The organism is Streptomyces rimosus subsp. rimosus (genome assembly GCF_000720725.1).
Lineage (GTDB): Bacteria > Actinomycetota > Actinomycetes > Streptomycetales > Streptomycetaceae > Streptomyces > Streptomyces rimosus_A.
This window is the reverse complement of record NZ_JOCQ01000022.1, coordinates 26,538-50,407: the sequence shown is the minus strand read 5'-3', so window position 1 is coordinate 50,407 and position 23,870 is coordinate 26,538. Positions and strand designations below refer to the sequence as shown.

General features: G+C 72.5%; 20 protein-coding genes. 10 read left to right on the top strand and 10 right to left on the bottom strand.

Annotated features, from left to right (window positions below; translation table 11 throughout):
• The first annotated feature begins 7 nt into the window (after window positions 1-7).
• From IH45_RS0114125 to IH45_RS0114110, 4 genes are all read left to right on the top strand, one after another.
• Window positions 8-1,597 carry an FGGY-family carbohydrate kinase gene (locus IH45_RS0114125; RefSeq protein ID WP_030666796.1) on the top strand — a complete coding sequence of 530 codons (1,590 nt, stop codon included), beginning with the start codon at window positions 8-10 and terminating at the stop codon, window positions 1,595-1,597.
• Complete coding sequence (locus IH45_RS0114120; RefSeq protein WP_030666794.1) at window positions 1,590-3,092, top strand: FGGY-family carbohydrate kinase; 1,503 nt, start codon at window positions 1,590-1,592, stop codon at window positions 3,090-3,092. Before IH45_RS0114125 ends, IH45_RS0114120 begins: the two co-directional genes overlap by 8 nt.
• Window positions 3,089-3,721 (top strand): histidine phosphatase family protein, encoded by a 633-nt coding sequence (locus IH45_RS0114115; RefSeq protein ID WP_030666792.1) that lies wholly within the window; start codon window positions 3,089-3,091, stop codon window positions 3,719-3,721. Before IH45_RS0114120 ends, IH45_RS0114115 begins: the two co-directional genes overlap by 4 nt.
• 63 nt (window positions 3,722-3,784) lie before the next feature.
• Window positions 3,785-4,834: a 2-hydroxyacid dehydrogenase gene (locus IH45_RS0114110; RefSeq protein ID WP_030666790.1), complete on the top strand. Its 1,050-nt coding sequence runs from the start codon at window positions 3,785-3,787 to the stop codon at window positions 4,832-4,834.
• Window positions 4,835-4,895: 61 nt separating this feature from the next.
• On the opposite strand, the gene lysX is transcribed toward IH45_RS0114110, so the two are convergent.
• Window positions 4,896-8,213: a bifunctional lysylphosphatidylglycerol synthetase/lysine--tRNA ligase LysX gene (lysX, locus tag IH45_RS0114105; RefSeq protein ID WP_030666789.1), complete on the bottom strand. Its 3,318-nt coding sequence runs from the start codon at window positions 8,211-8,213 to the stop codon at window positions 4,896-4,898.
• Window positions 8,214-8,239: 26 nt separating this feature from the next.
• Complete coding sequence (locus IH45_RS0114100; protein ID WP_030666788.1) at window positions 8,240-9,451, bottom strand: L,D-transpeptidase; 1,212 nt, start codon at window positions 9,449-9,451, stop codon at window positions 8,240-8,242.
• Window positions 9,452-9,728: 277 nt separating this feature from the next.
• Here IH45_RS0114100 and IH45_RS0114095 point away from each other — a divergent pair, with 277 nt between their 5' ends.
• The 4 genes from IH45_RS0114095 to IH45_RS0114080 are packed head-to-tail and all read left to right on the top strand — an operon-like array spanning window position 9,729 to window position 13,177.
• On the top strand, window positions 9,729-10,691 hold the full coding sequence (locus IH45_RS0114095) for an ABC transporter substrate-binding protein (RefSeq protein ID WP_063762991.1): 963 nt from the start codon (window positions 9,729-9,731) through the stop codon (window positions 10,689-10,691).
• 29 nt (window positions 10,692-10,720) lie between these two features.
• Window positions 10,721-11,497, top strand: a complete 777-nt coding sequence (locus tag IH45_RS0114090) for an ABC transporter permease (protein ID WP_030666786.1) — start codon at window positions 10,721-10,723, stop codon at window positions 11,495-11,497.
• Complete coding sequence (locus IH45_RS0114085) at window positions 11,494-12,306, top strand: ABC transporter permease (protein ID WP_030666785.1); 813 nt, start codon at window positions 11,494-11,496, stop codon at window positions 12,304-12,306. Before IH45_RS0114090 ends, IH45_RS0114085 begins: the two co-directional genes overlap by 4 nt.
• Window positions 12,299-13,177 (top strand): ABC transporter ATP-binding protein, encoded by an 879-nt coding sequence (locus IH45_RS0114080; RefSeq protein ID WP_030666784.1) that lies wholly within the window; start codon window positions 12,299-12,301, stop codon window positions 13,175-13,177. Before IH45_RS0114085 ends, IH45_RS0114080 begins: the two co-directional genes overlap by 8 nt.
• On the opposite strand, the gene IH45_RS0114075 is transcribed toward IH45_RS0114080, so the two are convergent.
• On the bottom strand, window positions 13,146-13,916 hold the full coding sequence (locus IH45_RS0114075) for a YwiC-like family protein (protein ID WP_050514824.1): 771 nt from the start codon (window positions 13,914-13,916) through the stop codon (window positions 13,146-13,148). The genes IH45_RS0114080 and IH45_RS0114075 overlap by 32 nt on opposite strands.
• 231 nt (window positions 13,917-14,147) lie before the next feature.
• Between IH45_RS0114075 and IH45_RS0114070 the strand changes: the two genes are divergently transcribed.
• Window positions 14,148-14,342 (top strand): hypothetical protein, encoded by a 195-nt coding sequence (locus IH45_RS0114070; protein ID WP_030370182.1) that lies wholly within the window; start codon window positions 14,148-14,150, stop codon window positions 14,340-14,342.
• Window positions 14,343-14,360: 18 nt separating this feature from the next.
• On the opposite strand, the gene IH45_RS0114065 is transcribed toward IH45_RS0114070, so the two are convergent.
• The 3 genes from IH45_RS0114065 to IH45_RS0114055 form a co-directional block, all read right to left on the bottom strand.
• Window positions 14,361-15,599, bottom strand: coding sequence for a phosphodiester glycosidase family protein (locus IH45_RS0114065; RefSeq protein ID WP_030666782.1), 1,239 nt, complete (start codon window positions 15,597-15,599; stop codon window positions 14,361-14,363).
• 295 nt (window positions 15,600-15,894) lie between these two features.
• Window positions 15,895-16,437, bottom strand: a complete 543-nt coding sequence (locus IH45_RS0114060; RefSeq protein WP_030666781.1) for a hypothetical protein — start codon at window positions 16,435-16,437, stop codon at window positions 15,895-15,897.
• 558 nt (window positions 16,438-16,995) lie between these two features.
• Window positions 16,996-17,928 carry an alpha/beta fold hydrolase gene (locus IH45_RS0114055; protein WP_032917414.1) on the bottom strand — a complete coding sequence of 311 codons (933 nt, stop codon included), beginning with the start codon at window positions 17,926-17,928 and terminating at the stop codon, window positions 16,996-16,998.
• 85 nt (window positions 17,929-18,013) lie between these two features.
• On the opposite strand from IH45_RS0114055, the gene IH45_RS0114050 reads away from it, so the two are divergent.
• The gene (locus tag IH45_RS0114050) at window positions 18,014-18,562 is read left to right on the top strand and encodes a helix-turn-helix domain-containing protein (protein WP_030666778.1); all 549 of its coding nucleotides are present in this window, start codon (window positions 18,014-18,016) and stop codon (window positions 18,560-18,562) included.
• 88 nt (window positions 18,563-18,650) lie between these two features.
• On the opposite strand, the gene IH45_RS0114045 is transcribed toward IH45_RS0114050, so the two are convergent.
• From IH45_RS0114045 to IH45_RS0114030, 4 genes are all read right to left on the bottom strand, one after another.
• Window positions 18,651-20,069, bottom strand: coding sequence for a family 2B encapsulin nanocompartment shell protein (locus tag IH45_RS0114045; RefSeq protein ID WP_030666776.1), 1,419 nt, complete (start codon window positions 20,067-20,069; stop codon window positions 18,651-18,653).
• 223 nt (window positions 20,070-20,292) lie between these two features.
• Window positions 20,293-21,702 carry a family 2B encapsulin nanocompartment shell protein gene (locus IH45_RS0114040; protein ID WP_030666774.1) on the bottom strand — a complete coding sequence of 470 codons (1,410 nt, stop codon included), beginning with the start codon at window positions 21,700-21,702 and terminating at the stop codon, window positions 20,293-20,295.
• Between the two features lie 261 nt (window positions 21,703-21,963).
• Window positions 21,964-23,241: an ROK family transcriptional regulator gene (locus IH45_RS0114035; RefSeq protein ID WP_030666772.1), complete on the bottom strand. Its 1,278-nt coding sequence runs from the start codon at window positions 23,239-23,241 to the stop codon at window positions 21,964-21,966.
• A 151-nt stretch (window positions 23,242-23,392) separates the two neighbouring features.
• Window positions 23,393-23,695, bottom strand: a complete 303-nt coding sequence (locus IH45_RS0114030; protein ID WP_158813077.1) for a hypothetical protein — start codon at window positions 23,693-23,695, stop codon at window positions 23,393-23,395.
• Between the last annotated feature and the right edge of the window lie 175 nt (window positions 23,696-23,870).

Sequence of the window (23,870 nt, the reverse complement as noted above, 5' to 3'; positions counted from 1 at the left end):
GTAACCGATGTCCGTACTGACCATCGACGTCGGCACCACGATGATCAAGTCCGTGGTCTTCGACGACCGCGGCCGGGAGACCGCCGTCTCCCGGCTCGCCACCGAAGTGCTGCGCCCCCGCCCGGGCTGGGCCGAGCAGGACATGGACGCCGTCTGGAACGCCGTCGTCTTCACCGTCCGCAACGCCCTGTCCGAACTCGCCGCCCGCCCCGGCCCCGCCGACCCGGTGTGGCTGGTCTCCTTCACCGCCCAGGGCGACGGCGCCTGGCTGGTGGACGACCACGGCCGCCCCACCGGACCCGCCATCCTGTGGTCCGACGGCCGCGCGGGCGACCTCGTCGGCCAGTGGCAGCGGGACGGCGTCCTGGAGGCGGCCTTCCGCCGCAACGGCTCGCTGACCTGCGCAGGCATGCCCAACGCGATCTTCGCCTGGCTGGCCCGGCACGACCCGGACCGCCTCGCCCGCTCCCGCTCCGCGCTCACCGCCGCGGGCTGGCTCTTCCTGCGGCTCACCGGCGTCACCGCCATCGACGAGTCGGACGCCTCGGCGCCCTTCCTCGACCACGCCACCGGCGCGTACGACCCGTACCTCCTCGACCTCTTCGGCCTGACCGATCACGAGCGGCTGCTGCCGAAGGTGCTCGGCGAGCACGAGCGGATCGCCGAGATCACCTCCGAGGCGGCCGGCCAGCTCGGACTGCCCGCCGGACTCCCGGTCGTGATGGCCCCGTACGACATCGCCGCCACGGCGCGCGGCGTCGGCGTGGTCAACCCCGGCCAGGCGTGCAGCATCCTCGGCACCACGCTGTGCACGGAGATCGTCCGTACGACCGTGGACACCACCGGCGAACCGTCCGGCATCAACATCGCCTACCGCGGCCGCGAACGCGTCCTGCGCGCCTTCCCGACTCTCAACGGCGCCGAGGTGCTCGGCTGGGCCGCGCGCACCCTCCACCTGTCCGGGCCGCCGGAACTGGCCCGGCTGGCCTTCGAGTCCGAGCCGGGTGCGCGCGGGCTGATGTTCCTGCCGTATCTCTCCCCGGCGGGCGAGCGCGCGCCGTTCCTCGACGCGCACGCCCGCGGCGGATTCTGGGGCCTGTCCCTGGAACACACCCGCGCCGACATGGCCCGCGCGGTCTTCGACGGCCTCTCGCTGGTGCTGCGCGACTCGCTGGCCGCCGCCCGTACGGAGGTCAGCGAGCTGCGGCTGTGTGGCGGCGGCGCCAACAGCGACGCGTGGTGCGCGCTCATCGCCGACGCGACGGGCGTGCCCACCGCCCGCTCCGGCGACACCGAACTGGGCGCCAAGGGCGCCTTCCTCACCGGCCTGGTGCTCTCCGGCGCCGAGTCCAGCATGCACAGCGCGGCGTCCAAGTACGTCCGCATGCGCGCCAGTTGGGAGCCCGACCCGGATCGCACCGCCCAGTACGCGGAGCTGTACGAGGACTTCCTGCGCTGGCGCGCCCTCGCCCGCGAGGCAGGCTGGCGCCCCCGGGCCGGGAGCGCCGCGGCGGCCCCCGACCGGCCCCCGGCCCTGTCGCCACAGACAGCCGCACCACCCGAAACCCCCGCCCTAGGAGTCCCGCACCGTGTCTGACGCCCTGACCGCCGACGCCGTCTGGCTCGGTCTCGACCTCGGTACGCAGAGCGCCCGCTGCGTCGCCGTGGACGGGACCGGGCAGCTGCTCGCCGCCGCCTCCAGGCCGCTGACCAGCCACCGCGACGGCACACGCCATGAGCAACAGCCCGAAGAATGGTGGAGCGCGCTGTCCGCCGCCTGCCGCGAAGCCCTCGACGGCATCGACCCGTCCCGTATACGTGGCCTCGCCCTCGACGCCACCTCCGGCACGATCCTCCTCGCCGACGCGGACGGCACCCCGCTCACGCCGGGCCTGATGTACGACGACGGCCGCGCCGCCGAAGAGGCCGCGGCCGTCAACGAGGCCGGGGGAGCGGTGTGGCAGGAACTCGGCTACCGCAGTATGCAGCCCTCCTGGGCGCTGCCGAAACTGTTGTGGCTGCTGCGACAGGACCCCGGACTCGCCGGGCGGGCCCGGCTGCTGCACCAGCCCGACCTCATCACCTGGCGGCTGACCGGCCGTCAGGTCCCGACCGACGCCAGCCATGCCCTCAAGACCGGCTACCACCTTGCCGACGAGCGCTGGCCCGCCGCCGAACTGGCCGGGCTCGGCGTGTCCGAGCGCGTCCTGCCGCAGGTCGTACGGCCCGGCACCGTCCTCGGTACGGTCTGCGCCGCGGCGGCCGAAGCCACCGGCATCCCCGAGGGCACCGCCGTCGTCGCCGGGATGACCGACGGCTGCGCCGCCCAGATCGGCGCCGGCGCCCTCACACCCGGCGCCTGGAACTCGGTCCTGGGCACCACGCTCGTCCTCAAGGGCGCCAGCCCGCACCTGATCCGCGACCCGCACGGCGTCGTCTACTGCCACCGCGGACCGGACGGCACCTGGCTGCCCGGCGGCGCCTCCAGCTCCGGCGCGGGCATCCTGGCGCAGCGCTTCACCCCGGAGAACGGCGACGACCTCGACGCGCTCACCGCGGAGGCCGCGCGCTCCGGACAGCACTGGGACGCGATCACCTACCCCCTGGTATCGGCGGGCGAACGCTTCCCCTTCCGCGCCCCCGACGCCGAGTCCTTCACCCTCGGCGACACCCCCACCCGCGCGCAGGAGTTCCACGCCTGCCTGCTCGGCGTCGCCTGCGTCGAACGCCTCTGCTTCGACTACCTCGACCACCTCGGCGCGCCCGTGGACGGGCCGCTCACCTTCACCGGCGGCGGCGCCCGCAACGCGTACTGGTCGCAGCTGCGCGCCGATCTGCTCGGCCGCCCCGTCCACCTGCCCGAACAGGCCGAAGGCGCCCTCGGCATGGCCGTCCTCGCCGCCACCTCCGGCGGCGTCACCCTCCAGGAGGCCGCCACCGCCATGGTCCGCACCGGCGCCCCCATCACGCCGGACCCGGCCCGTACCGCCCGCCTGCTCCCCGCCTACCTCCGCTTCCTCGACGAACTGACCCGCCGTGGCCGGCTCGACCAGGCCGTGGCCGACCACGCCCGCAGGAGGGCCGCACAGTGACCGACTTCATCCTCGTACGCCACGGCGAGACCGAATGGCACGCCGAGAACCGCTACGCCGGACTCACCGACGTGGCGCTGACCGGCCGCGGTGAGGAGCAGGCGGCCGCCCTCGCCGCCTGGGCCGCCACCGCCCGCCTGGACGCCGTCTGGTGCTCCCCGCTGTCCCGCGCCCGCCGCACCGCCGAGCCCGCCGCCGCGGCCTGCGGCCTGGCCCCGCACGTCGACGCCCGCCTCTACGAAGTGGACTTCGGCCGCGGCGAGGGCCTGACCAGGGCCGAGATGCGCCACCGCTTCCCCGAGGAGCTGGACGCGTTCCTCGCCGACCCGGTCGGCCACCACCTGCCCGGCGGAGAGGACCCGCGCGCCGCCGCCGTACGCGCCGCCGACTGCCTCGCCGACATCGAGCGCGCCCACCCGGACGGCCGCGTCCTGATCGTCGCCCACTCCACCCTCGTCCGGGTCCTCCTCTGCCACCTGCTGGGCATCCCGCTCGCCGACTACCGGCGCGTCTTCCCCCAGCTCCTCAACGGCGCGCTGACCGAACTGCGCGTCCGCGACGGGCAGGCCGCGCTGCTGCGCCTGAACGTTCCCGCCGTCCCCGCGCCGGTCACCGCACCGCTGCACTGACCCTCACCGCCCCGCACACCCACCCCGCACACCCACCCCGTACACCCCAGGAGAACCACCCCCATGAGCAGCCCCACCGTCCTCGCCGCCGGCAACCACTTCATCCTCCCGAGCCTGCTCACCGAGGCGGTCACCGAGGCCACCGGCGGCGCGGTGACCGCCGGACAGATCCGGGAGCTGCAACTGCCCTGGCCGCACACCCCGCTCGGCAAGGTCGCCGAGGTCGACGAGGCGTCCGGTACGGAGGACCAGCTGATCGAGGCGCTCCAGGGCGTCCGGATCTGCGTCACCGAGCACGCCGCGCTCACCGAGCGCATCCTCGCCCACTGCCCCGACCTGGAGCTGTTCTGCGTCGGCCGCGGCGGCCCGGTCAACGCCAACCTGGACGCCGCCACCCGGCACGGCGTCGCCGTCTGCTACGCCCCCGGCCGCAACGCCACCGCCACCGCCGAACACACCCTGACCCTGCTCCTCGCGGCCGCCCGCGGCGTCGGCGACACCCACACCGACCTGCGGCAGGGCGTCTGGCGCGGCGACTACTACGACTACGACAAGTGCGGCATCGAGATCGAGGGCACCACCGTCGGCCTGATCGGGTACGGGGCGATCGGCAGCCGCGTCGCCAAGGTGCTCGCCGCCATGGGCGCCCACGTCCTCGTCCACGACCCCTACGCCGCCCCCGAGGCGCTGGCCGGAATCGCCGAGCAGGTCGGCCTGGACGAGCTGCTGAGCCGCTCGCGCATCGTGTCCCTGCACGCCCGCCTCACCGACGAGACCCGCGGCATGATCGGCCGCGCGCAGATCGCCGCCATGCCGCGCGGCTCCGTCCTGGTCAACTGCGCCCGCGGCGCGCTCCTGGACTACGAGGCGGTCTGCGACGCGCTGGAGTCGGGCCACCTCAGGGGCGCCGGTTTCGACGTCTTCCCCGAGGAGCCGGTCCCGGCCGCCTCCCGTCTGCTGACCGCGCCCGGCGTCGTCCTCACCCCGCACATCGCGGGCGGCAGCCGCCAGGTCGCCCACAAGGCGGCCCGCATCGTCGCCGCCGAGGCCGCCCGCTTCCTGCGCGGCGAACCCCTCGCCCACTGCGCCAACCCGGCGGTGCTGGGCAACTGACCCGGGTACGACGGAGGGCCGCCCCCACCAGGGGACGGCCCTTTCGCCTGTGTCGGCGTGCCTACCGGCGCCGCACCAGCGGGAACGGCAGCGTCTCGCGGATCGACAGGCCGGTGAGGAACATGACCAGCCGGTCCACGCCGATGCCCAGACCACCGGTCGGCGGCATCGCGTACTCCAGGGCCTGGAGGAAGTCCTCGTCCAGCTCCATGGCCTCCGGGTCGCCGCCCGCCGCCAGCAGCGACTGGGCGGTGAGCCGGCGCCGCTGCTCGACCGGGTCGGTCAGCTCCGAATAGGCGGTGCCCAGCTCCGTACCGAACGCCACCAGGTCCCAGCGCTCGGCGACCCGCGGGTCCTTGCGGTGCTGGCGGGTCAGCGGCGAGACATCGGTGGGGAAGTCCTTGTAGAAGGTGGGCAGCGTGGTCTTCTCCTCGACCAGCCGCTCGTACATCTCCAGGACGATGTCACCGCGGCCCATCTCCGGCTTCACCGGCACCCCGGAACGCCCGCACAGACGGCGCAGCACCTCCGGGTTCGTGTCCGCGTCGACCTCCTCGCCCAGGGCTTCGGAGATCGCGCCGTAGACCGTCTTGACCGGCCAGATGCCCGAGATGTCGTGCTCGACGAGCTTGCCGTTCGCATCCGCCTTGCGCGCGGTGGCGCTGCCGAACGCGGCGACCGCCGCCCCCTGGATCAGCTCCCGGGTCAGGTCGAGCATCACGTCGTAGTCGGCGAACGCCTGGTACGCCTCCAGCATCGTGAACTCGGGGTTGTGCTTGTAGGAGATGCCCTCGTTGCGGAACGTGCGACCCATCTCGAAGACCTTCTCCATACCGCCCACGCACAGCCGCTTCAGGTACAGCTCGGGGGCGATACGCAGGTACAGGTCGAGGTCGTAGGCGTTGATGTGGGTCTGGAACGGGCGCGCGTTGGCGCCGCCGTGGATCTGCTGGAGCATCGGCGTCTCGACCTCCAGGTAGCCGCGCTCGATCAGACCCTGGCGCAGCGCCTGCACCGCGGTGCTGCGGGCCCGCAGGTTGTCCCGCGAGTCCGGCGAGACGACCAGGTCCACATAGCGCTGGCGGACCTTGGCCTCCGGGTCGGACAGACCGCGCCGCTTGTCGGGCAGCGGGCGCAGGCACTTGGCCGTCAGCCGCCAGTGGGTCACGAAGACCGTCAGCTCGCCGCGGTCGCTCGCGCCGACCTCGCCCTCGGCCTCGATGTGGTCGCCCAGGTCGATGTCGGAGCCGAACCGCGCCAGCTCGTCGGCGCCGGTGCCCTCGCGGGTCAGCGCCACCTGGAGGTCGCCCGACCAGTCGCGCAGCACGGCGAACAGCACGCCGCCGTGGTCACGGGTGAGCAGCACCCGGCCGGCGATGCGCACGACCTTGCCCGTACGCGTACCGGACTCCAGGTCCGGGTGCTCGTCGCGGACGTCGCCGAGCGTGTGGGTGCGCTGCACGCCGACCGGGTACGGGTCGGTGCCCTCCTCGCGCAGCCGCTCCAGCTTGCGGTGCCGCACGCGCACCTGCTCCGGCAGCGCCGCCAGCTCCCGCTCGCGCAGCTCCTCCTCGCTCGCCGGGGGCTGCTGCGCCAGGCCCAGCTCGTCCAGCGACGGCAGGTGGGCGGTGGTCGCGGGGGTCAGCACCCGCTTCTTGCGGCCCTTGCCCCACAGCTTGCCCAGGCTCGGTACGGCCACGAAGCCCTCGGCGATGCCGGAGGCCATACCGATACGGGCCAGGGCGCCGGTGTCGGAGTAGCACAGGAAGCGCGGGTACCACTCGGGGGCGTACTTCGCGTTGGAGCGGTACAGCGCCTCCAGCTGCCACCACTTGGAGAAGAACAGCAGCAGCTTGCGCCAGACCTTCAGGATCGGCCCCGCGCCGATGCGCGCGCCCTCCTCGAAGGCGGACCGGAAGACCGCGAAGTTCAGCGAGATGCGGCGCACGCCGAGCGCGCCGGCGTGCGCGCACAGCTGCGCGACCATGTACTCCATCACGCCGTTCGGGGCGCTGCGATCCCGCCGCATCACGTCCAGCGAGATGCCGTCCTTGCCCCACGGCACGAACGACAGCAGGGCCATCATGTTGCCGTTGCCGTCGAACGCCTCGGCCAGCAGGCAGTCGCCGTCCTCGGGGTCGCCGAGCCGGTCCAGCGCCATCGAGAAGCCGCGCTCGGTCTCGGTGTCGCGCCATGCGTCGGCCCGGTGGATGACCTCCTGCATCTCCGCGTCGGACAGCTCGGAGTGGCGGCGCACCCGGAAGGTGGCGCCGGTGCGCTCGACACGGTTGACCGCCTGGCGGGTCACCCGCATCTCGCGGCCGTCCAGGTCGAACTCCTTGACGTGCAGGATCGCCTCGTCACCGAGCTGCAGCGCGCTCAGGCCGCTGCGCGCGAACGCCTTCGCGCCGTCCTCGCTGGCGCCCATGACGGCCGGCTGCCAGCCGTAGCGCCCGGCGACCTTCAGCCACTCCTCGATGGCCGGGCCCCACGCCTCGCGGTCGCCGACCGGGTCGCCGCTGGCCAGGCAGACGCCGGCCTCCACGCGGTAGGTGACGGCGGCCTTGCCGCTGGGGGAGAAGACCACGGCCTTGTCGCGGCGGGTGGCGAAGTAGCCGAGCGAGTCCCGGCCGCCGTAGCGGGCCAGCAGCGCCCGGATACGGGTCTCCTCGTCACCGTGCAGCGCGGCCTCCATGCGCTGCGACCGGAAGAGCGTCAGGGCCGCGTTCAGCAGCGCCAGCGCGCCGAACAGACCGAGCAGGAAGATGATCCAGTGCGGCGGGTGCCCGTGGAACTGCCGGCCGCTGAGCGTGCCGCCGCAGACCCGGTCGGCCGCCCACAGCAGCCGGTTGCCGGCGCCGTGCTCCAGGCTGCCCGGGAAGAGCGAGACCAGGCCCCAGCCGACGAGGATCGACACGGCGAGGCCCGCGACCAGCACGCCCGCGGCGCGCCAGAACGCGCCGCGCCGGGTGACCGCGTAGAACTCGCGGTGCGCGACCAGCAGCAGGACCAGCGCGGCCGTGCACAGCACCAGGGAGAAGTAGTACTCCGGATAGCCGTCGATCACGAGGAGCGCGTCGGTCAGCGTCACCAGCACCATGTAGACGACGGCGAACCACAGGGCGACCCGTTTGCGCGCGGTCATGGCCGCGGCCAGCAGGAAGAGGAAGACCGCGTACGCGAGGTTCGGCTCGACGACGATGGTCAGGGTGTCCAGCCAGTAGATGACCGGTTTCAGGCCGCGTCGCAGCGGCCCGATCAGCGCCGTGACGGCGCAGAACAGCCCCAGAAGGCTGAAAAAGATGGCGAAGCCGTTGGGCACGCGGCGGCGAAGGCGTGCCCACGCCGTTATTTGGTCCTGGTCCTGCACGGTGCTCATTCCGTCACATTAGGCTCTGTAGGGGGTCAGCTGCTCGATGGGAGGGCGCTCTTCTTCTGCCACTGGGACCAGTCGACCATCCAGTCCCCGAGACCGTTGTTCTCGGCCGCCCTCCCCCGTACGGAGGAACCGGTGACCTCGAACGGGTCGCCGACGCGGACCCTGGCGTAGAGCCAGTCGGCGTCGGCGTCGGTCAGCCCGATGCAGCCGGAACTGTCGTTGACCCGGCCCACCTTGCCGGCGTTCCACGGCGCGGCGTGCGCGTAGGTCCCGGAGTCGGTGAGCTTCATGGAGTCGCGGACCATCTTGTCGTACGCGTCCCCCAGTCCCACGGTCTCGGAGTTCATGTTGATCGTGCCCTCCTTCGCCATGAGCGGGAAGACGCCCGTCCAGGTGGAGTGCCGGGCATCCGGCCGCCCGGCGGAGAAAGGCATGTCCTTCACCTCCTTTCCGTTCTCGGTGAACGTCAGGTGCTTGCTGTCCAGGTCCACCTTGATCACATGATCGGCGCCGATGGTGAAGTTCAGGTCGTAGTCCTTGGCGAAGTACCGGCCCCCGCCGGAGTCCACGCCGTTCAGGTCGGCGCGCAGCCCCACCCTGGTGCCCGGCTTCCAGTACTCCTTCGGACGCCAGTCCACCCGGTCCTTGCCGGACCAGTCCTTGACCCAGCCCCACGCGCCGGGCGTGCCGTTGTCCGTGGTGACCTTCAGGTGCTTCTCCACGGCTGCCCGGTCGGTCACCGGGAAGTCGAAGGTGACCGAGACCGGCTGGGCGACGCCGACCACGGCGCCCTGCGAGCCGGGGCTGAGCACGACCTTGTTGAGCTTGTCCGCCTTCGCGGTGGTCAGCGACTCCTTGACCTCGTTCGTGCCGCCCTGCTGATTGCGGGCCTCGGCCGCGACGGAGTACTTGGTGTCCGGCGCGGTCGGCTCGTGGGAGGTCCACACCCGGCCGCCGTCGCCGAGCCCGCCGGCCAGCCGGCGGCCCTTCGGGTCGGTCACGACCACCTTGGTCAGATTGCCGCCGTCCGCGCTGACCTGGAGTTTGTCCCCCGCGCGCACGGTCTTCGTACCGTTCGCCGCACCCAGCGTCACCCGTACCGGAGCGCCCTTGGACGCGGACGCCGCGGGGCCGCCGCAGGCGGACAGCGCGCCGAGGCCGAGCAGCGGCACCAGCGCCAGCGCGGCCCGCGCGGCGCGCCGCGGCCGGTGGCGGTGCTGAGTGGGGGCAGGACTCATGGGGGGAGCTTTCGGAGAGCGGGTCCGGGGATGTCGGCCGCTAAGACGCGAACCATCCGTGTCGCGTTGCGCTGCGTGACGTGATCCACGACACGCTCACGCCACCGGCGCGCGGCGCGTCCGCGCGGTGGTGTGCTCCCGTCCGGCGTCTTCGGCGCGCTCCCGTCGGCTCCTCCCGTCCGCCGCCCTGATCGTTCGTCCTGTTGTTCCCGTACCTCATTCGTCCTCTTGTTCCCGCACCGTTGACGACGACCCCGCCCGCCCCTACGGTTCCCGCGTGTATCGCTTACGGGCCGCCGTGGCGGCGACAGCAGTACTCCTCCTCACTCTCACGGCGTGCGGGAACGACGGTCCCGCGAAGGGCGGTGGCGGGACGGACAGCGTCGAGATCGGCGCGCTCTCCATCGTCGACACCGCTCCGGTCCACCTCGCGAAGTCGCACGGCTTCTTCGCCAAGAACGGCATCTCGGCGAAGATCACTCCCGTCCAGGGCGGCGCCAACAGCGCCCCCGGCGTCGTCAGCGGACAGTTCGACTTCGGCTTCAGCAACACCACCACCCTGCTCACCGCACGTGAACAGGGACTGCCGCTCAAAGCCGTGGCCAACGGCGTGTCCTCCACCGGGCAGGCCGGGCCCGGCAAGGACTACAGCGCCATCCTCGTCCCGAAGGACAGCTCCATACGGTCCGCCAGGGACCTGCCCGGCCACAACATCGCCGTCAACCAGCTCCAGAACATCGGCGACACCACCATCCGGGCCGCGGTGCGCAAGGCCGGCGGCGACCCCGGCAAGCTGCGCTTCACCGAGATCCCGCTGCCCGACATGGCCGCCGCGCTCGCCGCCGGGCGGGTGGACGCCGTCTGGACCGTGGAGCCGTTCCAGACCCAGACCGTCGACCAGGGCGCCCGGGCCGTGTGCTGGCCCTTCGCCGAGGCCGTCGACAACCTCTCCGTCGCCATGTACTTCACCAGCGAGAAACTGCTCCGCGAGAACCCCGGCCTGGTCAAACGCTTCACGACCGCCATCAACCAGTCCCTGGCCTACGCCCGCACCCACCCCGAGGCGGTGCGCGAAGAGCTCGGCAAGTACACCAAGATCCCGCCCTCGGTCATCGACCGCATCGTGCTGCCGAAGTGGCCCACCGAGATCAACCGCGCCTCCGTGCAGACCGTCGCCGACCTGGCCCGCAAGGACGGCATCCTCAAGCGGCCCGCCGACGTCGGCGCGCTGCTGCCGTGACCCGCCGCGAGGAGCGCGCCGGGGCGCCGATGAGCGCGCCGCGCGCCGCCGGGCTCGGGCTCCTGGGCCTGGCGTGCCTCTTCGCCGTCGCCGAGGCGGTGCCCCGGCTCGGCCTGATCGACCCGCGCCACCTGCCGCCCGCCACCGCCATCGTGCGCCGCCTGGCCGCCGAGCTGGGCGACGCGGACCTGTGGACGGCGCTCGGCGAGACCATGCGGTCCTGGGCCGTCGGACTGGCCCTCGCCTGCTGCCTGGCCGTCGCCCTCGGCGTGCTCATCGACGCCGTACCGGGGCTGCGCGCGGCCACCGCCTCGACCATCGAGTTCCTGCGCCCCATCCCGTCCGTGGCGCTGATCCCGCTGGCCACCCTGCTCTTCGGCGCCGAGACCGGCTCCACCCTGCTCCTGGTGGTCTACGCCTCCTTCTGGCAGGTGCTCATCCAGGTGCTGTACGGGGTGGCCGACGTGGACCCGGTGGCCCGGGAGACCGCCCGCAGCTACCGCCTCGGCCGCTGGGCCCGGCTGCGCCATCTGGTGTGGCCGACGGCCCTGCCGTACGTGATGACGGGTGTGCGGCTGGCCGCCGCGGTGGCGTTCATCCTGGCCGTCACCGCTGAGCTGGTCATCGGCAGTCCGGGGCTGGGGCTGCGCATCCAGCTCGCCCAGTCGGGCGGCGCGGTCACCGAGGTGTACGCGTTGATCGTGCTGGCCGGGCTGGTCGGGGTCGCGGTGAACGCGGTGGTGCGCGCGGTGGAGCGCCGGGTGCTGGCCTGGCACCCGTCCGTACGGGGCGAGGTGGCGCGGTGAGCGCGGCGGGGACGCGGCCCGCGGGCCCGCTGCGGCGCGCGGCCCTGCGCCTGCTGCGCGTCCTCGGCCTGCCCGTCCTGCTGGTCCTCGGCTGGTGGATCTACAGCGTGGCCGAGCCCACCTTCTACCTGCCGACGCCCGGCCGGGTCGCCGGCGCCTTCACCGAGGTGTGGTTCTCGGCCCGGATCACCGAGGACGTGCTGCCCAGCGTGGGCCGGCTGCTCACGGGCTACGCGCTGGCGGGGCTGCTCGGCGTCGGCCTGGGCGTGGCCATCGGCTCCTCGCGCGCCCTGCGGGCCGCCGCCGAACCCGTCCTGGAGTTCTTCCGCGCGGTGCCGCCGCCGGTCCTGGTGCCCCTGATCACGCTGCTCGCGGGCCTGGACACCACGATGAAGGTGCTGGTCATCGTCTCCGGCTGCGTCTGGCCCGTGCTGCTGAACACCGTCGAGGGCGTCCGCGCCGTGGACGAGGTGCTGGCCGACACCGGCCGCTGCTTCGGGCTGCGCGGGCCCGCCCGGCTGCGCCACCTGGTGCTGCCCGCGGCGAGCCCGCAGATCATGGCGGGCCTGCGGCAGGCCCTGTCCATCGGCATCATCCTCATGGTCATCGGGGAGATGTTCGCCAGCACCTCGGGCATCGGCCACACCGTCGTCCTCTTCCAGCGCGGCTTCGCCATCCCCGAGATGTGGAGCGGCATCGTCGTCCTCGGACTGCTCGGATTCGGCTTCTCGCTCGCCTTCCGGGCCGCCGAACGCCGCATACTGGCCTGGCACTTGGCGCGCGGCGAGGAGCGGGGACGGCATGCTTGAGATCACCGGTCTGGGCAAGACCTACGAAGGGCGCGGCGGTGTCGAGGCGCTGCGCAAGATCGACTTCCGGGTCGACGGCGGCGACCTCGTCTGCGTCGTGGGGCCGTCGGGATGCGGCAAGACGACCCTGCTCAAGTGCGTCGCCGGGCTGCTGACGCCGACGGCGGGCGAGGTGCGGGTCGCGGGCCGCCGGGTCACCGGTCCGCCGCCGGGCATGGCCGTCGTCTTCCAGGAGTACGGGCGCAGCCTCTTCCCCTGGATGACGGTGCGCAAGAACGTCGAACTCCCCTTGCGCGAGAAGAAGGTCCCCGCGCCGCGCCGCCGCGAACTGGTCGAGGAGGCGCTGGCCGCCGTGGGCCTGGCCGACGCCGCGGCGGCCCACCCGTGGCAGCTGTCCGGCGGCATGCAACAGCGCGTCGCCATCGCCCGCGCCATCGCCTACGAGCCCCGGGTACTCCTGATGGACGAGCCGTTCGCCGCCGTGGACGCGCAGACCCGCGCCGAGCTGGAGGATCTGCTGCTCACCCTGTGGCGCCGGCTCGGGGTGACGACGCTGCTGGTCACCCACGACATCGACGAGGCGGTCTATCTGGGGCGGCGGGTGATCGTACTGTCCTCGGCGCCCACCGTCGTCCAGGAGGACCTCGCCGTCGACCTGCCGGCCGCCCGTGACCAGATCACCACCCGCTCCGCCCCGCGCTTCGCCGAGCTGCGCGCCCACGTCTACGCGCAGATCAAGCAGGCCAAGGGCCGGGCGGCGGGAGACCGAACGGCGGGTGACCGGGCGGCAGAGGAAAGCGCCCCGCCCCGGCAGGTGCCCTCGCCCGCGCCGCGGGACCTCAAGAGGAAAACAGACGGCCGCACACGATGAAGGCCAGCAGCAGCACCGAGCACAGCACCTCGACGGCACCGACCACCGCCACCCGCACGTCGCGCCCGGGCATCGCCACGGCCCGCAGGAGGAACACCGCGAACGGGACCGCCAGCCACGGCTCCAGGACGACGGCGGCCACCATCGCGAGCCCGTGGTAGACGCCCGACGCCACCCGGAAGGTCCCGCTCCCGCGCTCGCGGATCATCGTCTTCACATAGAGCACGGTCCCGGTGAAATACAGCAGACAGGCTACGGCGGCCTGCCAGGCGCCGGAATCGACTGTTCCACTGCCCAGCCGGTACGAGACGAGCAGCATTCCGCAGGCGGGCACCACCGCGCTGATTCCGTTGACCGTGGCGCGTTCCTGGTTCCGGTACGCGTACACGATATTCAGGGCGAAGAAAGGCGCCGCGCACAACGCGGCGAGCAACAGCCAGGGGCGCGCCACGGCGAGCGGCACGGCACACAGGACGAATGCCGTCCCGAATCCGGCCAGCGGCGCCAGGTGCCTGCGCGGCGCACGGGGATTGCGGGAAAGGCGGCGCAGACGGACGTATTGCTGGCCGTGGAACGCGGCGCAATAAGCCAGCAGCCACGCGGGCAGCAACAGGGCGTGCCAGCCGACGAACCCGCCCAGCAGGGCGCCTGCCAGGAACGGTACGAGCAGCATGGCCCAGGCGCCGTGCTGGTTCGGTATCCAGCGGCGCAGCGCGCGCCGCCCCCGCGATGTGCTCATGCCCCGAATATATGGGGTGCGCAAGCCGGGCCGGGCCGCCGAAGGTCCGGGACCAACGTCCTGAAATCCGAGGTCGGCCGTCTCGGGAGACCTCCATTCGCCCCAACCGCTGCCCGGTGACCCGCAGTGATCACCTGTATGGCGCACCCGCGAAAACCCGGGAAAAGGGGTCGAATACGCCAAACTGGCGCCCGTTGTCGTCCGTTCGGGCGGCGGGTGAGGAGGTTTGTCGTGGCAATTTCGATCTCGGTCGTCGTGCTGCTCGTCGTGCTGACCGTCGTCTTCCTGCGCAGCGGACGCCTGAAATTCACACACGCCCTCGTCTGCATGCTGCTCGGTTTCTACCTGGCGGGCAGCAGCCTGGCGCCGGACATCCAGAACGGCCTGTCCGGCGCGGCGGACGTGGTCAGCAGCGTACGGCCCTGATCCCGGGCCCGAGCGGGGTCAGCTCCGTGCGAAGACCCCGATGGCGTTCGGCACCGGCCGCTCCGCGCCGCCCGAGGGGTGGTTGCGCACCGTCGCGCCCGGACCGCCCGGCTCGCGCGTGACCAGCGTGGAGGAGCCGCCGCCGTCCAGGTTGACCGCGTCCCGGGCGCCCAGCCGGTCCATCAGGTCGGCCAGTTCGCGTACGGTCATGCCCGCCCGCCCCGGCGCGCCGTCCAGCGCGAGCAGCAGTAGCCAGCGGCCGTGCGCGCCGACGCCCGCGGAGGTGCGGACGGCCGGGGTGACGGTGTCCAGACCGGCCAGCGGCTCCGCGTCGCGGACGATGGGAAAGCCACCGACGGCGAAGCGCAGAGGTACGGGCCGGCGGGCGGTCAGCCGGTGGCCGATCCGCACCGGGTCGCCGACATGCAGCTTGCGCAGTTGCCGGGCGCCCTCCTCCCGGCCGACGAGCGCCGTTGTACCGTGGGCGATGCCGCCCCGGCCCGGCACTTGCGCGACCCCCGCCACCCGGCCGCGCCGGACCGTGACCTCGTACGTCTCCGTACTGCACGGCGCCGCCCGGTCGGTGTCCGTGCCACAGGTCGCCCGGACGCGCGAGGTGGGCCCCCACTTGGAGGTGAACGCGCCGATGCCGTTCACCGGCAGCGCGTACTGGTTCAGGCCCTTCAGCCGCAGCGCGCCGTTGGCGGTCAGCACGTAGCCGCGCAGGGACAGCCGGTCCAGCCGGGCGCGTCTGTCACTGCCGACACCGATGACGTCCCGGGTGTTCGTGCCGGGCGGCAGTGCCGGGCCGAAGCGCTGCCCGTCGGGCACCGCCGCCTTCAGGTCCCGCCCGGAGGCGATGGCCGGGCCCACCGGGGCGCCGGTCGCCTCCACGCCGGGGTGCTGGGCCTCGGAGATGTTGAAGAAGTCCGCGTTGACGGCGGCCACCGCGGCCCGCGCGTCGGCCAGCCGGGAGACCGGGGAGCGCGCTCCGACCGCGCCGGGGTACAGCAGGTCCACCGCGACCCGGCGGTCGGCCAGGTCCACCGTCACGAGATGGCCGTGCGCGGTGCCCCGTCCCACCGCTACGTCGAAGGAGCGGTACGTCACCCCCGGCGCGATGCCGACCGCCTGCCCCAGGCGCGGGGTGCCGCCGTCCGTGGCGGTGGCACCGGCGGCCACTCCGCTCCCGGCCAGTACGCCCCATGCCGTCAGCGCCGTCAGTACCGCACGTGCGCGAACGAATCGATTCTTCACGATCCCCCCAGACGTTCCGGCAACGGTCCCATGGGTGCGGGACGCCCACTATGGCCCGCAGGTATCAGAAATCCGTACAACCACCGAACGGTCGTCGTGTCGCCTTCCGTCACCCGGCTGCCGCACGCTCGCACCGGTAACGACGACCGCCCCTCCGGTCCAGGGGCGTGGCCACGGCCCTGGACCGGAGGAGCGGGAAGCTGAATGGGGACGGGGCGCGCGTCCGGGGGACGAACCGGTGCGGCGAGGCCGGACCGTGCGGAACGCGCGGGTCGTGCGGTTGGTGCGGCCCGGGTCAGGCCTGGGCGCCCGCCGGGGGAGTGGTCGGGCAGATCACGCGGGTGGCGGGGGTGAAGAAGGTGCCCTCCTTGGCGGGCAGGCCGCCGCCGAACTCGGTGTAGATGTACGAGTAGAAGGCGACGTCGGGGTAGCCGCAGGAGGAGTCGGCGCCGATGGTGTAGGTCATGGTGACCTTACGGGTGGCACCGGGGGCGATCGGCACGGAGTACGTGGCGCCCGCGCCCGCCTTGCAGGTCACGCCGGGGTCGGCAGTACAGGTCTTCCAGGTGTACTTCAGACCGCTCGTCGAAGAGGTCTCCCACGTGGGCTGGAACGACTGCCACACGAAGCGCACGTCGGCGGTGCCGGTGTTGGTGAACGTCATGGTCAGGGTGACGTCGGAACCGGGCGTGGCCTGCGCCTTGTCCACGGTGAAGGCGAGCGCCGGGGTGTCGGCGGCGGACGCGGGGGAGGCGCCGGCCAGGCCGAGGACGGAGACGAAGAGGGCGAGGAGGGCGGCAAAACCGGCCCTGCTGAATCTGCTCATTGTTCTGCGCATGACCAGGGAGCGTAAGGCGTGATCCGCTCTTTGGGGCGGTTCCGGGAGAACCTGTTTTTTCGACCGAAAAGGTCTGGCCATGCCCCAAATGGCGTTGTGGCGGCTGGATTTCCACGAAGCGGCCGAATACGGGTGCCGGACATCACCGACCGGAACGGCCGCCACCGGGCGCCCCAAGGCGCGACGCGACGGAGCCGCCCCGAACGGACAGCGACGGCGAACGCCCTTCCCGCGTGACTCCGTTGCATCCAGCGGCACGGGCGAAAACCCAGGCAGGACACGGGAGCGCCACTCCGGCTGTGACGTATGTGCCGGATGTGTCGCGCGAGCACACAGCGACAGCACCGGCCGGGCGACAGCGAGTGACGGCCCCCGAGGAACACCCGCCCCGCAACGCCCGCTGGATGTGGCAGCAGCGGAAGCCGCGACGCACCCGCCCCGGCGGCCCCTGTCCGCCTACCGGTACACCCCGGACCTCACCGGGCCTGGCGTAAAGCCACCACACCACAGAGCCGGAAGACGCGGTCTTCCGCCCCATCTTCCTCTGCTGACGCCTGGTCACCTCGCGTACGGAGTGGTCCTCCGGCCTCGACGCGCCTGAAGGATCAGGTCCTCGACAGCCTGAAGCACCGCGTCCGCCCGCTCCTCGTGCAGCCACCCGTGCCCCGCGTCGTCGAGGACGCGCTGCTCTCCGCGCGGGGACTCCGCGGCCACCTCGGCGTGCAGTCTCCGCTTGGCCTCGTTGATCTCGCCGAGCAGTTCCGCGGGCCACAGGTGGGCCTGCGTGACGTCGTGCCCCATGGCCGTCAGCACGATCAGCGGAACGCCCGGAGTGGCGGGCGCGGTGCGCAGCTCTTCGGCGACCTTGTCGTACAGGTTCTGGTTCTCGCGCCCGGCCGCCCGCCAGGTGGCGAGGTGCTGCTCGACCAGGGGACCGCGCACCGCCTCCGGCCAGGCGGCGAAGTGTTCGAGCATCGGGGTGCGGGCCTGCGCCACCTGCTCCGGTGTGAGCTCGGCCGTCACCTGGGCCGCCATCTGGTCCAGCATCGTGTCGAGCAGCTTCCGCGCCGCCTCAGGAGCGCGAATCACCGTGTCCTCGTGGAAGGGGTCGAGCAGAAGCAGGCCGGCCACCTCGTCGGGGAAGCGCCTGGCGTAGTGGCGCGCGTAGGCCCCGCCGAGGGAGTGGCCGATCAGCAGGTACGGCCCGGGGATACCGGCGGTGTGCAGGAGTTCGCGTAGTTCATCGGTGACCTCGGCGGCGGTGCGGGGCAGTTCGGCGGGGTGGCTCCAGCCGTTGCCGCTGCGGTCGTAGAGGACGCTCGTGGTCAGCTCCGCGACGCGCCGGTGGATGTTCAGGTAGTCCAGGCTCATCATGCCCGCCCCGGCCAGGAACACCGCGGTCGGGCCGCCGGTGCCGGAGCGGTGCAGCAGCAGACGGCGGCCGTCGCCAAGGTCGTGCAGGTGTCCCAACGGGGGCGGTACACAGGTCATCGCTCGCTCCTTGGCGGTGGAACCGGGGTGCGTCCGGCTGCGTTCTCAAGTTTGAGAAAGGTATCACCTGTGAGATCGTACGCCCATGGACACGGTCGACCTGCTTCTGCACCCCGTACGCCTGCGCATCGTGCACGCCCTGTCCGGCGGCCGGACCCTGACCACGGCTCAGCTGTGCGCGCTGCTCCCCGACACCTCGAAGGCCACCGTCTACCGGCAGGTCGGCGTGCTGGCGGACGCCGGGCTGCTGGAGATCGAGGACGAACGGCGGGTGCGCGGCGCCGTCGAGCGCCGCTACCGGCTGCGGCGTGAACGGGCGGTGGTCGACGCCGGGACCGCAGCCTCGGTTCCGCCCGCGGAGCACCGGCGGGTGTTCGCCGTGGCGATGGCGGCCCTGCTGGCCGAGTTCCACGCCTATCTCGACCGGCCCGGCGCCGACCCGGCCGCCGACCTGGTCGGCTACCGCCAGCACGCGATGTGGCTCAGCCGGGAGGAACTGACCGCCCTGATCGAGGAGATGCGCGAGGTGCTGACGCGGCGGATCGCCAACGGACCCTCGCCCGAGCGGACCCGCTACCTGATCAGTCCCATCCTCTTCCCCGCCGAGGACCCGGCAGCGACCGGCGGACAGTGAGCCGCGGGCCGGGCCATGGCCGACGCACCCCGCCCGCCACCCCGCCGCGGCGGCGGAACAGCGGGCGGACAGCGGCCGATGACGTGGCCTAGTGACCGATCTCCACGTCCTCCAGTACGCCCAGCGCGTCCGGCACCAGTACGGCCGCCGAGTAGTAGGCGCTCACCAGGTAGTTGATGACCGCCTGTTCGTTGATGCCCATGAAGCGGACCGAGAGGCCGGGCTGGTACTCGTCGGGGATGCCGGTCTGGTGGAGGCCGACGACGCCCTGGTTCTCCTCGCCGACGCGCATGGCGATGATCGAGCTGGTCTGGTCGGGGTTGACGGGGATCTTGTTGCAGGGGAGCAGCGGGATGCCGCGCCAGGCGCGGACTGCGGTGCCGCCGATCTCCGCGTTGGTGGGGTAGATGCCGCGGGCGTTCCACTCGCGGCCGATCGCCGCGATGGTGCGCGGGTGGGCCAGCAGGAACTGCGTCTTGCGGCGCCGCGAGATCAGGTCGTCCAGGTCGTCGGGGGTGGGCGGGCCGCTGCGGGTGTGGATGCGCTGCTTGAGGTCGGCGTTGTGCAGCAGGCCGAACTCGCGGTTGTTGACCATCTCGTGCTCCTGGCGCTCGCGCAGCGCCTCGATGGTCAGCCGCAGCTGCTGGTCCAGCTGGTTCATCGGGTCGTTGTAGAGGTCGGCGACCCGGGTGTGGATCTTCAGTACGGTCTGCGCGACGCTCAGTTCGTACTCCCGCGGCGCCACGTCGTAGTCGACGAAGGTGCCCGGCAGTGCGGGCTCGCCGATGTGGCCGGAGGTCACGTCGATGGCCGCCTCGCCGTGCTTGTTCTGCGGCGGGATCCGGTCGGTGCGGTAGCGCTCCAGGTGGTCACGCAGACCGGGGGTGCGGTCCGCGAGCTGTTCGTACTCGGTGCGGGGCAGCGTCAGTACGGTCACCCGGGTGACCGCCCGGACCGTGTGCTCCCAGACCGCGTCCGGTGACAGCAGTGCCGTTTCGCCCAGGTGGTCACCGTCCGCGAGGACGCCGAGAACCGTTTCGTCACCGTACTTGCCGGTGCCGGTGCGGTTCAGCTTGCCGTGTGCGACCAGGACGACCCGGTCGGCCGGCCGGCCCTGCTCCACCAGGACGTCACCGGGGGCGTGCTCCTCCTGGACGAACCGGCCGGCCAGCGCCTCCAGCGCCGCCGGGTCGTCGAAGTCGCGCAGCGGCGGCAGTTCCCGCAGCTCCGCGGGGATGACCCGGACGTCGGAACCGGTGCTGGTGAATTCGACCCGGCCGTCTCCGAGGGTGTGCGTCAGACGCCGGTTGACGCGGTACGTACCGCCGGAGACCTGGGTCCACGGCAGCACGCGCAGCAGCCAGCGGGAGGAGATCCCCTGCATCTGCGGCACGGTCTTGGTCGTGGTGGCCAGATTGCGGGCAGCGGCTGTCGCCAGGCTGGTGCGCGCCTGGTCGGTGTCCGGGGTGGTGCCGGGTCCGGACGTCGGGTCCGCCGATGTGGTCATGGGGGGTTTCACCTGTTCCTGTGGGTCGTGGGACGGTCAGGGCCGCTGGCCGGACGCGGCCGGCCCGCGGTACGCGGCCGGGGAGCGCGGGGACTGTGCGCGGGGTTGCGGATATCGCGCCAAGATGCACTGGATTTCGGCCACGGTGGCCATGAATGACGCGGGGGCGTCATTTCTCGGCAAACGGTTCTTCAATCGTTTCCCATGGCCGGAAAGGGGTGGTTCATTGGCCGGTCTGCACGTCCTCCAGAATTCCCAGCGCGTCCGGCACCAGGATCGCGGCGGAGTAGTAGGCGCTCACCAGATAGTTGGCGATGGCCTGGTCGTTGACGCCCATGAACCGGACCGAGAGCCCCGGCTCGTATTCGTCGGGGATTCCCGTCTGGTGCAGTCCGACGACACCCTGCTTCTCCTCGCCGGTGCGCAGCACCAGGAAGGAAGTGGTGCCGTCCGCGCCGACCGGAATCTTGTTGCACGGGAAGATGGGGACCCCGCGCCAGGAGGGCAGGGAGTGCCCCATGAAGTCGACCGCCGTCGGGTACAGGCCGCGGGCGCTGCACTGCCGGCCGAAGGCGGCGATCGCCTTCGGGTGGGCGAGCAGGAAGGCCGGGTCCTTCCACACCGTCGCGAGCAGGTCGTCCAGGTCGTCGGGGGTGGGCGGGCCGCTGCGGGTACGGACGCGCTGCGTCAGGTCGGCGTTGTGCAGCAGCCCGAACTCGCGGTTGTTGACCATCTCGTGCTCCTGGCGCTCGCGCAGCGCCTGGATGGTCAGCCGCAACTGCTGCTCGACCTGGTTCATCGGGTCGCTGTACAGGTCGCCGACCCGGGTGTGGGTCCGCAGCACCGACTGCGCCACGCTCAGCTCGTACTCCCGGGGCCTGAGCTCGTAGTCGACGAAGGTGCCGGGCACCCGCGGCTCGCCGTGGTGGCCGGAGGCGACCTCGATGGCCGACTCGCCGCTGGCGTTGCGCGGCGCGGCGCTGCCCGTACCGGCCGTCGCGAGGTGGTCGCGCAGCTCCCGCGAGCGGTCCGTGACCTCCTGCGCGGCCTGCCGGGGCAGCTCCATGACGGTCACCCGCGTCACCGCGCGGTAGGTGTACTGCCACGAGGCGGCGGTGTCGGTGAGCGGTTCGTCGCCGAGGTGATCGCCCCCGGCGAGCGCTCCCAGGACCGTTTCGTCACCGTATTTTCCCGCGCCGATCCGGTCGACCCGGCCGTGCGCGATCAGCACCAGACGGTCGGCGGGCGTGCCGGCGGCCGCGATCACGTCGCCGGGCGCGTACGTGTGCTGGACGAAGCGCTCGCCGAGCGCGCCGAGCACCGCGCTGTCGGTGAAGTCGCGCAGCGCGGGCAGCTCGCGCAGTTCGTCGGGGATGATCGATACGTCGGTGCCGGAGACGGCGAAGTCCACGCGGCCGTCGCCGACCGTGTAGGTCAGCCGCCGGTTGACGCGGTACGTGCCGCCGGAGACCTCCACCCACGGCAGCAGCCGCAGCAGCCAGCGCGAGGAGACGCCCTGCATCTGGGGCACGGTCTTGGTGGTCGTGGCCAGATTGCGGGCCGCGGCCGTCGTGAGGCTCGAATTCTGTGTTTCGCCTTCGGGGCCGGGAATGGTCTCGTCCGTAACCGTCACGGCTTCGCCACCAATCGTGGAAGGTTGGAAAGGGGACGGCGGTCGGAGCCACGGCCGTTCGCGAGACGAGGTCCGTGCCGCTCGTCGCACTGAACATAGGCGTGTTGTTTTAATCGGGGCAATCACTCAAAAGAGTGGCATAAAAAATAATGGAGATGGACAGGTTTAGTGGAATCCGTTGTTGGAAAGTGTGCCGGGGTGATTCCGGCCGCGGACCGGCGGGCCGGAGGCGGGGAAAAGGCATCGAGGTGACGGAGCGGGTTATTCTCCGGGGAGCTGCCGGGAAACGGCGGGTGTCCAGGACCGGCCCAGCGGATCGTCGAGAACGGCGCGCAGGACGGCGTGCGCCGCGCCGAGCAGCGGCCCGTCGGCACCGCAGCGGGCGGCGGCCACCCGTATCCGCGGCCCGGTCCCCGCGTACGGCGCGAGAGCCGTACGGGCCGTCAGCTCCCGCTCCAGCGACGGCAGAAGCCAGGGCGCCAGTCGCGCCAGCGCCCCGCCCAGCAGCACCGCCTCCGGGTCGACGAGGTGCACGGCCCCCGCGAGCGCGATGCCGAGTGCCGTTCCCGCGTCGCGCAGGGCGGCCGAGGTGGCGCGGTCCCCGGCGGCGGCGCGGCGGGCGAGGAGTTCGACGCGCGCCCGCGGGCCGGGGTGGCCGGCCGCCGCGCGCCCTGGGTCGAGACCGGCCGCCCGCAGTACGGCCGCTTCCCCCGCGTACTGCTCCAGACAGCCCCGTGCGCCGCAACCGCACGGCCGCCCGCCGGGATACACCGGTACGTGCCCCAGCTCGCCCGCGAACCCCCGCACACCACGCAGAAGTTGACCGCCCACGACGACCGCGGCGCCGATTCCCGCTTCCGCCGAGACATGGAGGAAGTCGGGTGGCGGCGCCCCGTCGCCGTCCGGTCCGCCGCCGAGCCGAAGCTCCGCCAGCGCGCCGAGGTTGGCCTCGTTCTCGATGCCGAGCGGTTCGGGTACGTCGGTCAGGGAACGGAGCACCGGCGCCGGGTCGACGTTGCGCCAGCCGAGGTTGGGGGCGTGCACCACGGTCGTCGTATCGCGCGCCACCAGCCCCGGGACCGCGACCGTCAGCCCTGCGGGCCGCAGGCCCAGCGTCGCGATCCGGTCCGTGACCTCCGTGATCATCCCGGCAAGCCGGTGCATGACGGGGCCCGGCTCGCTGTTCCGGTTGGCCGCGTCGGCCGCCATCCGGGCCCGTATCCGCCCGCGCAGGTCGACGGCGCACACCGCGAGGTGGTCCACACCGATCTCGGCACCGATGCCCGCGGGCCCGGTACCGCTGACGGCCAGTTCGCTGCCCGGCCGCCCGCGTCCGCCGGTCGCCGCTCGTCCCGTCTCGACCAGCAGACCGGCCCGCAGCAGGGCGTCGACCAGCGTGGAGACGGCCGCCCGGGTCAGTCCGACCCGCGTCGCGACACCCGCCCGCGAAACGGGCCCGGCAGCGGCCACGGCCCCCAGAACACGCGCCAGATTGCGGCGGCGAATGCCGTGCTGAGTGTCGGTGCCGGGAGCGGTCACGGGGTGCCCGTGACGGGTGGGGCGGACGATGTGGGCGGGGTGGGCGTGGCGGTCATGCGGGTCGGAATTCTCCTGGGTGTGTCGAGTGATTGGGAACGCGTACGCAACGGCCGTGAGCCGGCCGTGTCCGGGGACGCGTGCGCAACGGCTGTCAGCCGGCCGTGTCCGGCCGCCCGGGGCCGAGCGCCCCGTACATCTCGGCGAACGCCATGTCGGCACACCGCCCCAGGCTCGTCAGCAGCCCGGTGCAGCTCTCCGGGGCCGCTCCGGGCGCCGCCGGGTCGGCGTACTCCTCCAGCACCAGGTAGGCGCCGGGCTCGGGCAGGGTGAACCAGCGGTAGGTCGGGCTCACCGGTTCCGGTCCGGCCGCCTCGTGCAGCGCGGTGGCACTCCGCTCGATGCCGTCCTGCCGGCGGTCGCGGACATCGAACCGGGCACGAACAAAGATGCTCATGCCCGGCACCCCATCACAACTCCCGCGCCGACGGTACGGCGGCGTCCGAATCCGTTCTCCGGATCCGGATTTCCGGCCACCGTTCTCCGGGCGGAATCCGGCGCCTGCCACGCCCCGGCAGCGAGCGGATTCGCATTCGCGTCCCCACCAGGCCTCCGGCACGTGCGGACCCCCG

Bases quoted from the DNA above. Each gene is read 5' to 3' on its own strand.
- IH45_RS0114125 (WP_030666796.1), top strand. From the start codon at position 8: ATGTCCGTACTGACCATCGACGTCGGCACCACGATGATCAAGTCCGTG.
- IH45_RS0114110 (WP_030666790.1), top strand. From the start codon at position 3,785: ATGAGCAGCCCCACCGTCCTCGCCGCCGGCAACCACTTCATCCTCCCG.
- lysX (WP_030666789.1), bottom strand. From the start codon at position 8,213: ATGAGCACCGTGCAGGACCAGGACCAAATAACGGCGTGGGCACGCCTT.
- IH45_RS0114100 (WP_030666788.1), bottom strand. From the start codon at position 9,451: ATGAGTCCTGCCCCCACTCAGCACCGCCACCGGCCGCGGCGCGCCGCG.
- IH45_RS0114090 (WP_030666786.1), top strand. From the start codon at position 10,721: ATGAGCGCGCCGCGCGCCGCCGGGCTCGGGCTCCTGGGCCTGGCGTGC.
- IH45_RS0114080 (WP_030666784.1), top strand. From the start codon at position 12,299: ATGCTTGAGATCACCGGTCTGGGCAAGACCTACGAAGGGCGCGGCGGT.
- IH45_RS0114075 (WP_050514824.1), bottom strand. From the start codon at position 13,916: ATGAGCACATCGCGGGGGCGGCGCGCGCTGCGCCGCTGGATACCGAAC.
- IH45_RS0114060 (WP_030666781.1), bottom strand. From the start codon at position 16,437: ATGCGCAGAACAATGAGCAGATTCAGCAGGGCCGGTTTTGCCGCCCTC.
- IH45_RS0114055 (WP_032917414.1), bottom strand. From the start codon at position 17,928: ATGACCTGTGTACCGCCCCCGTTGGGACACCTGCACGACCTTGGCGAC.
- IH45_RS0114050 (WP_030666778.1), top strand. From the start codon at position 18,014: ATGGACACGGTCGACCTGCTTCTGCACCCCGTACGCCTGCGCATCGTG.
- IH45_RS0114045 (WP_030666776.1), bottom strand. From the start codon at position 20,069: ATGACCACATCGGCGGACCCGACGTCCGGACCCGGCACCACCCCGGAC.
- IH45_RS0114030 (WP_158813077.1), bottom strand. From the start codon at position 23,695: ATGAGCATCTTTGTTCGTGCCCGGTTCGATGTCCGCGACCGCCGGCAG.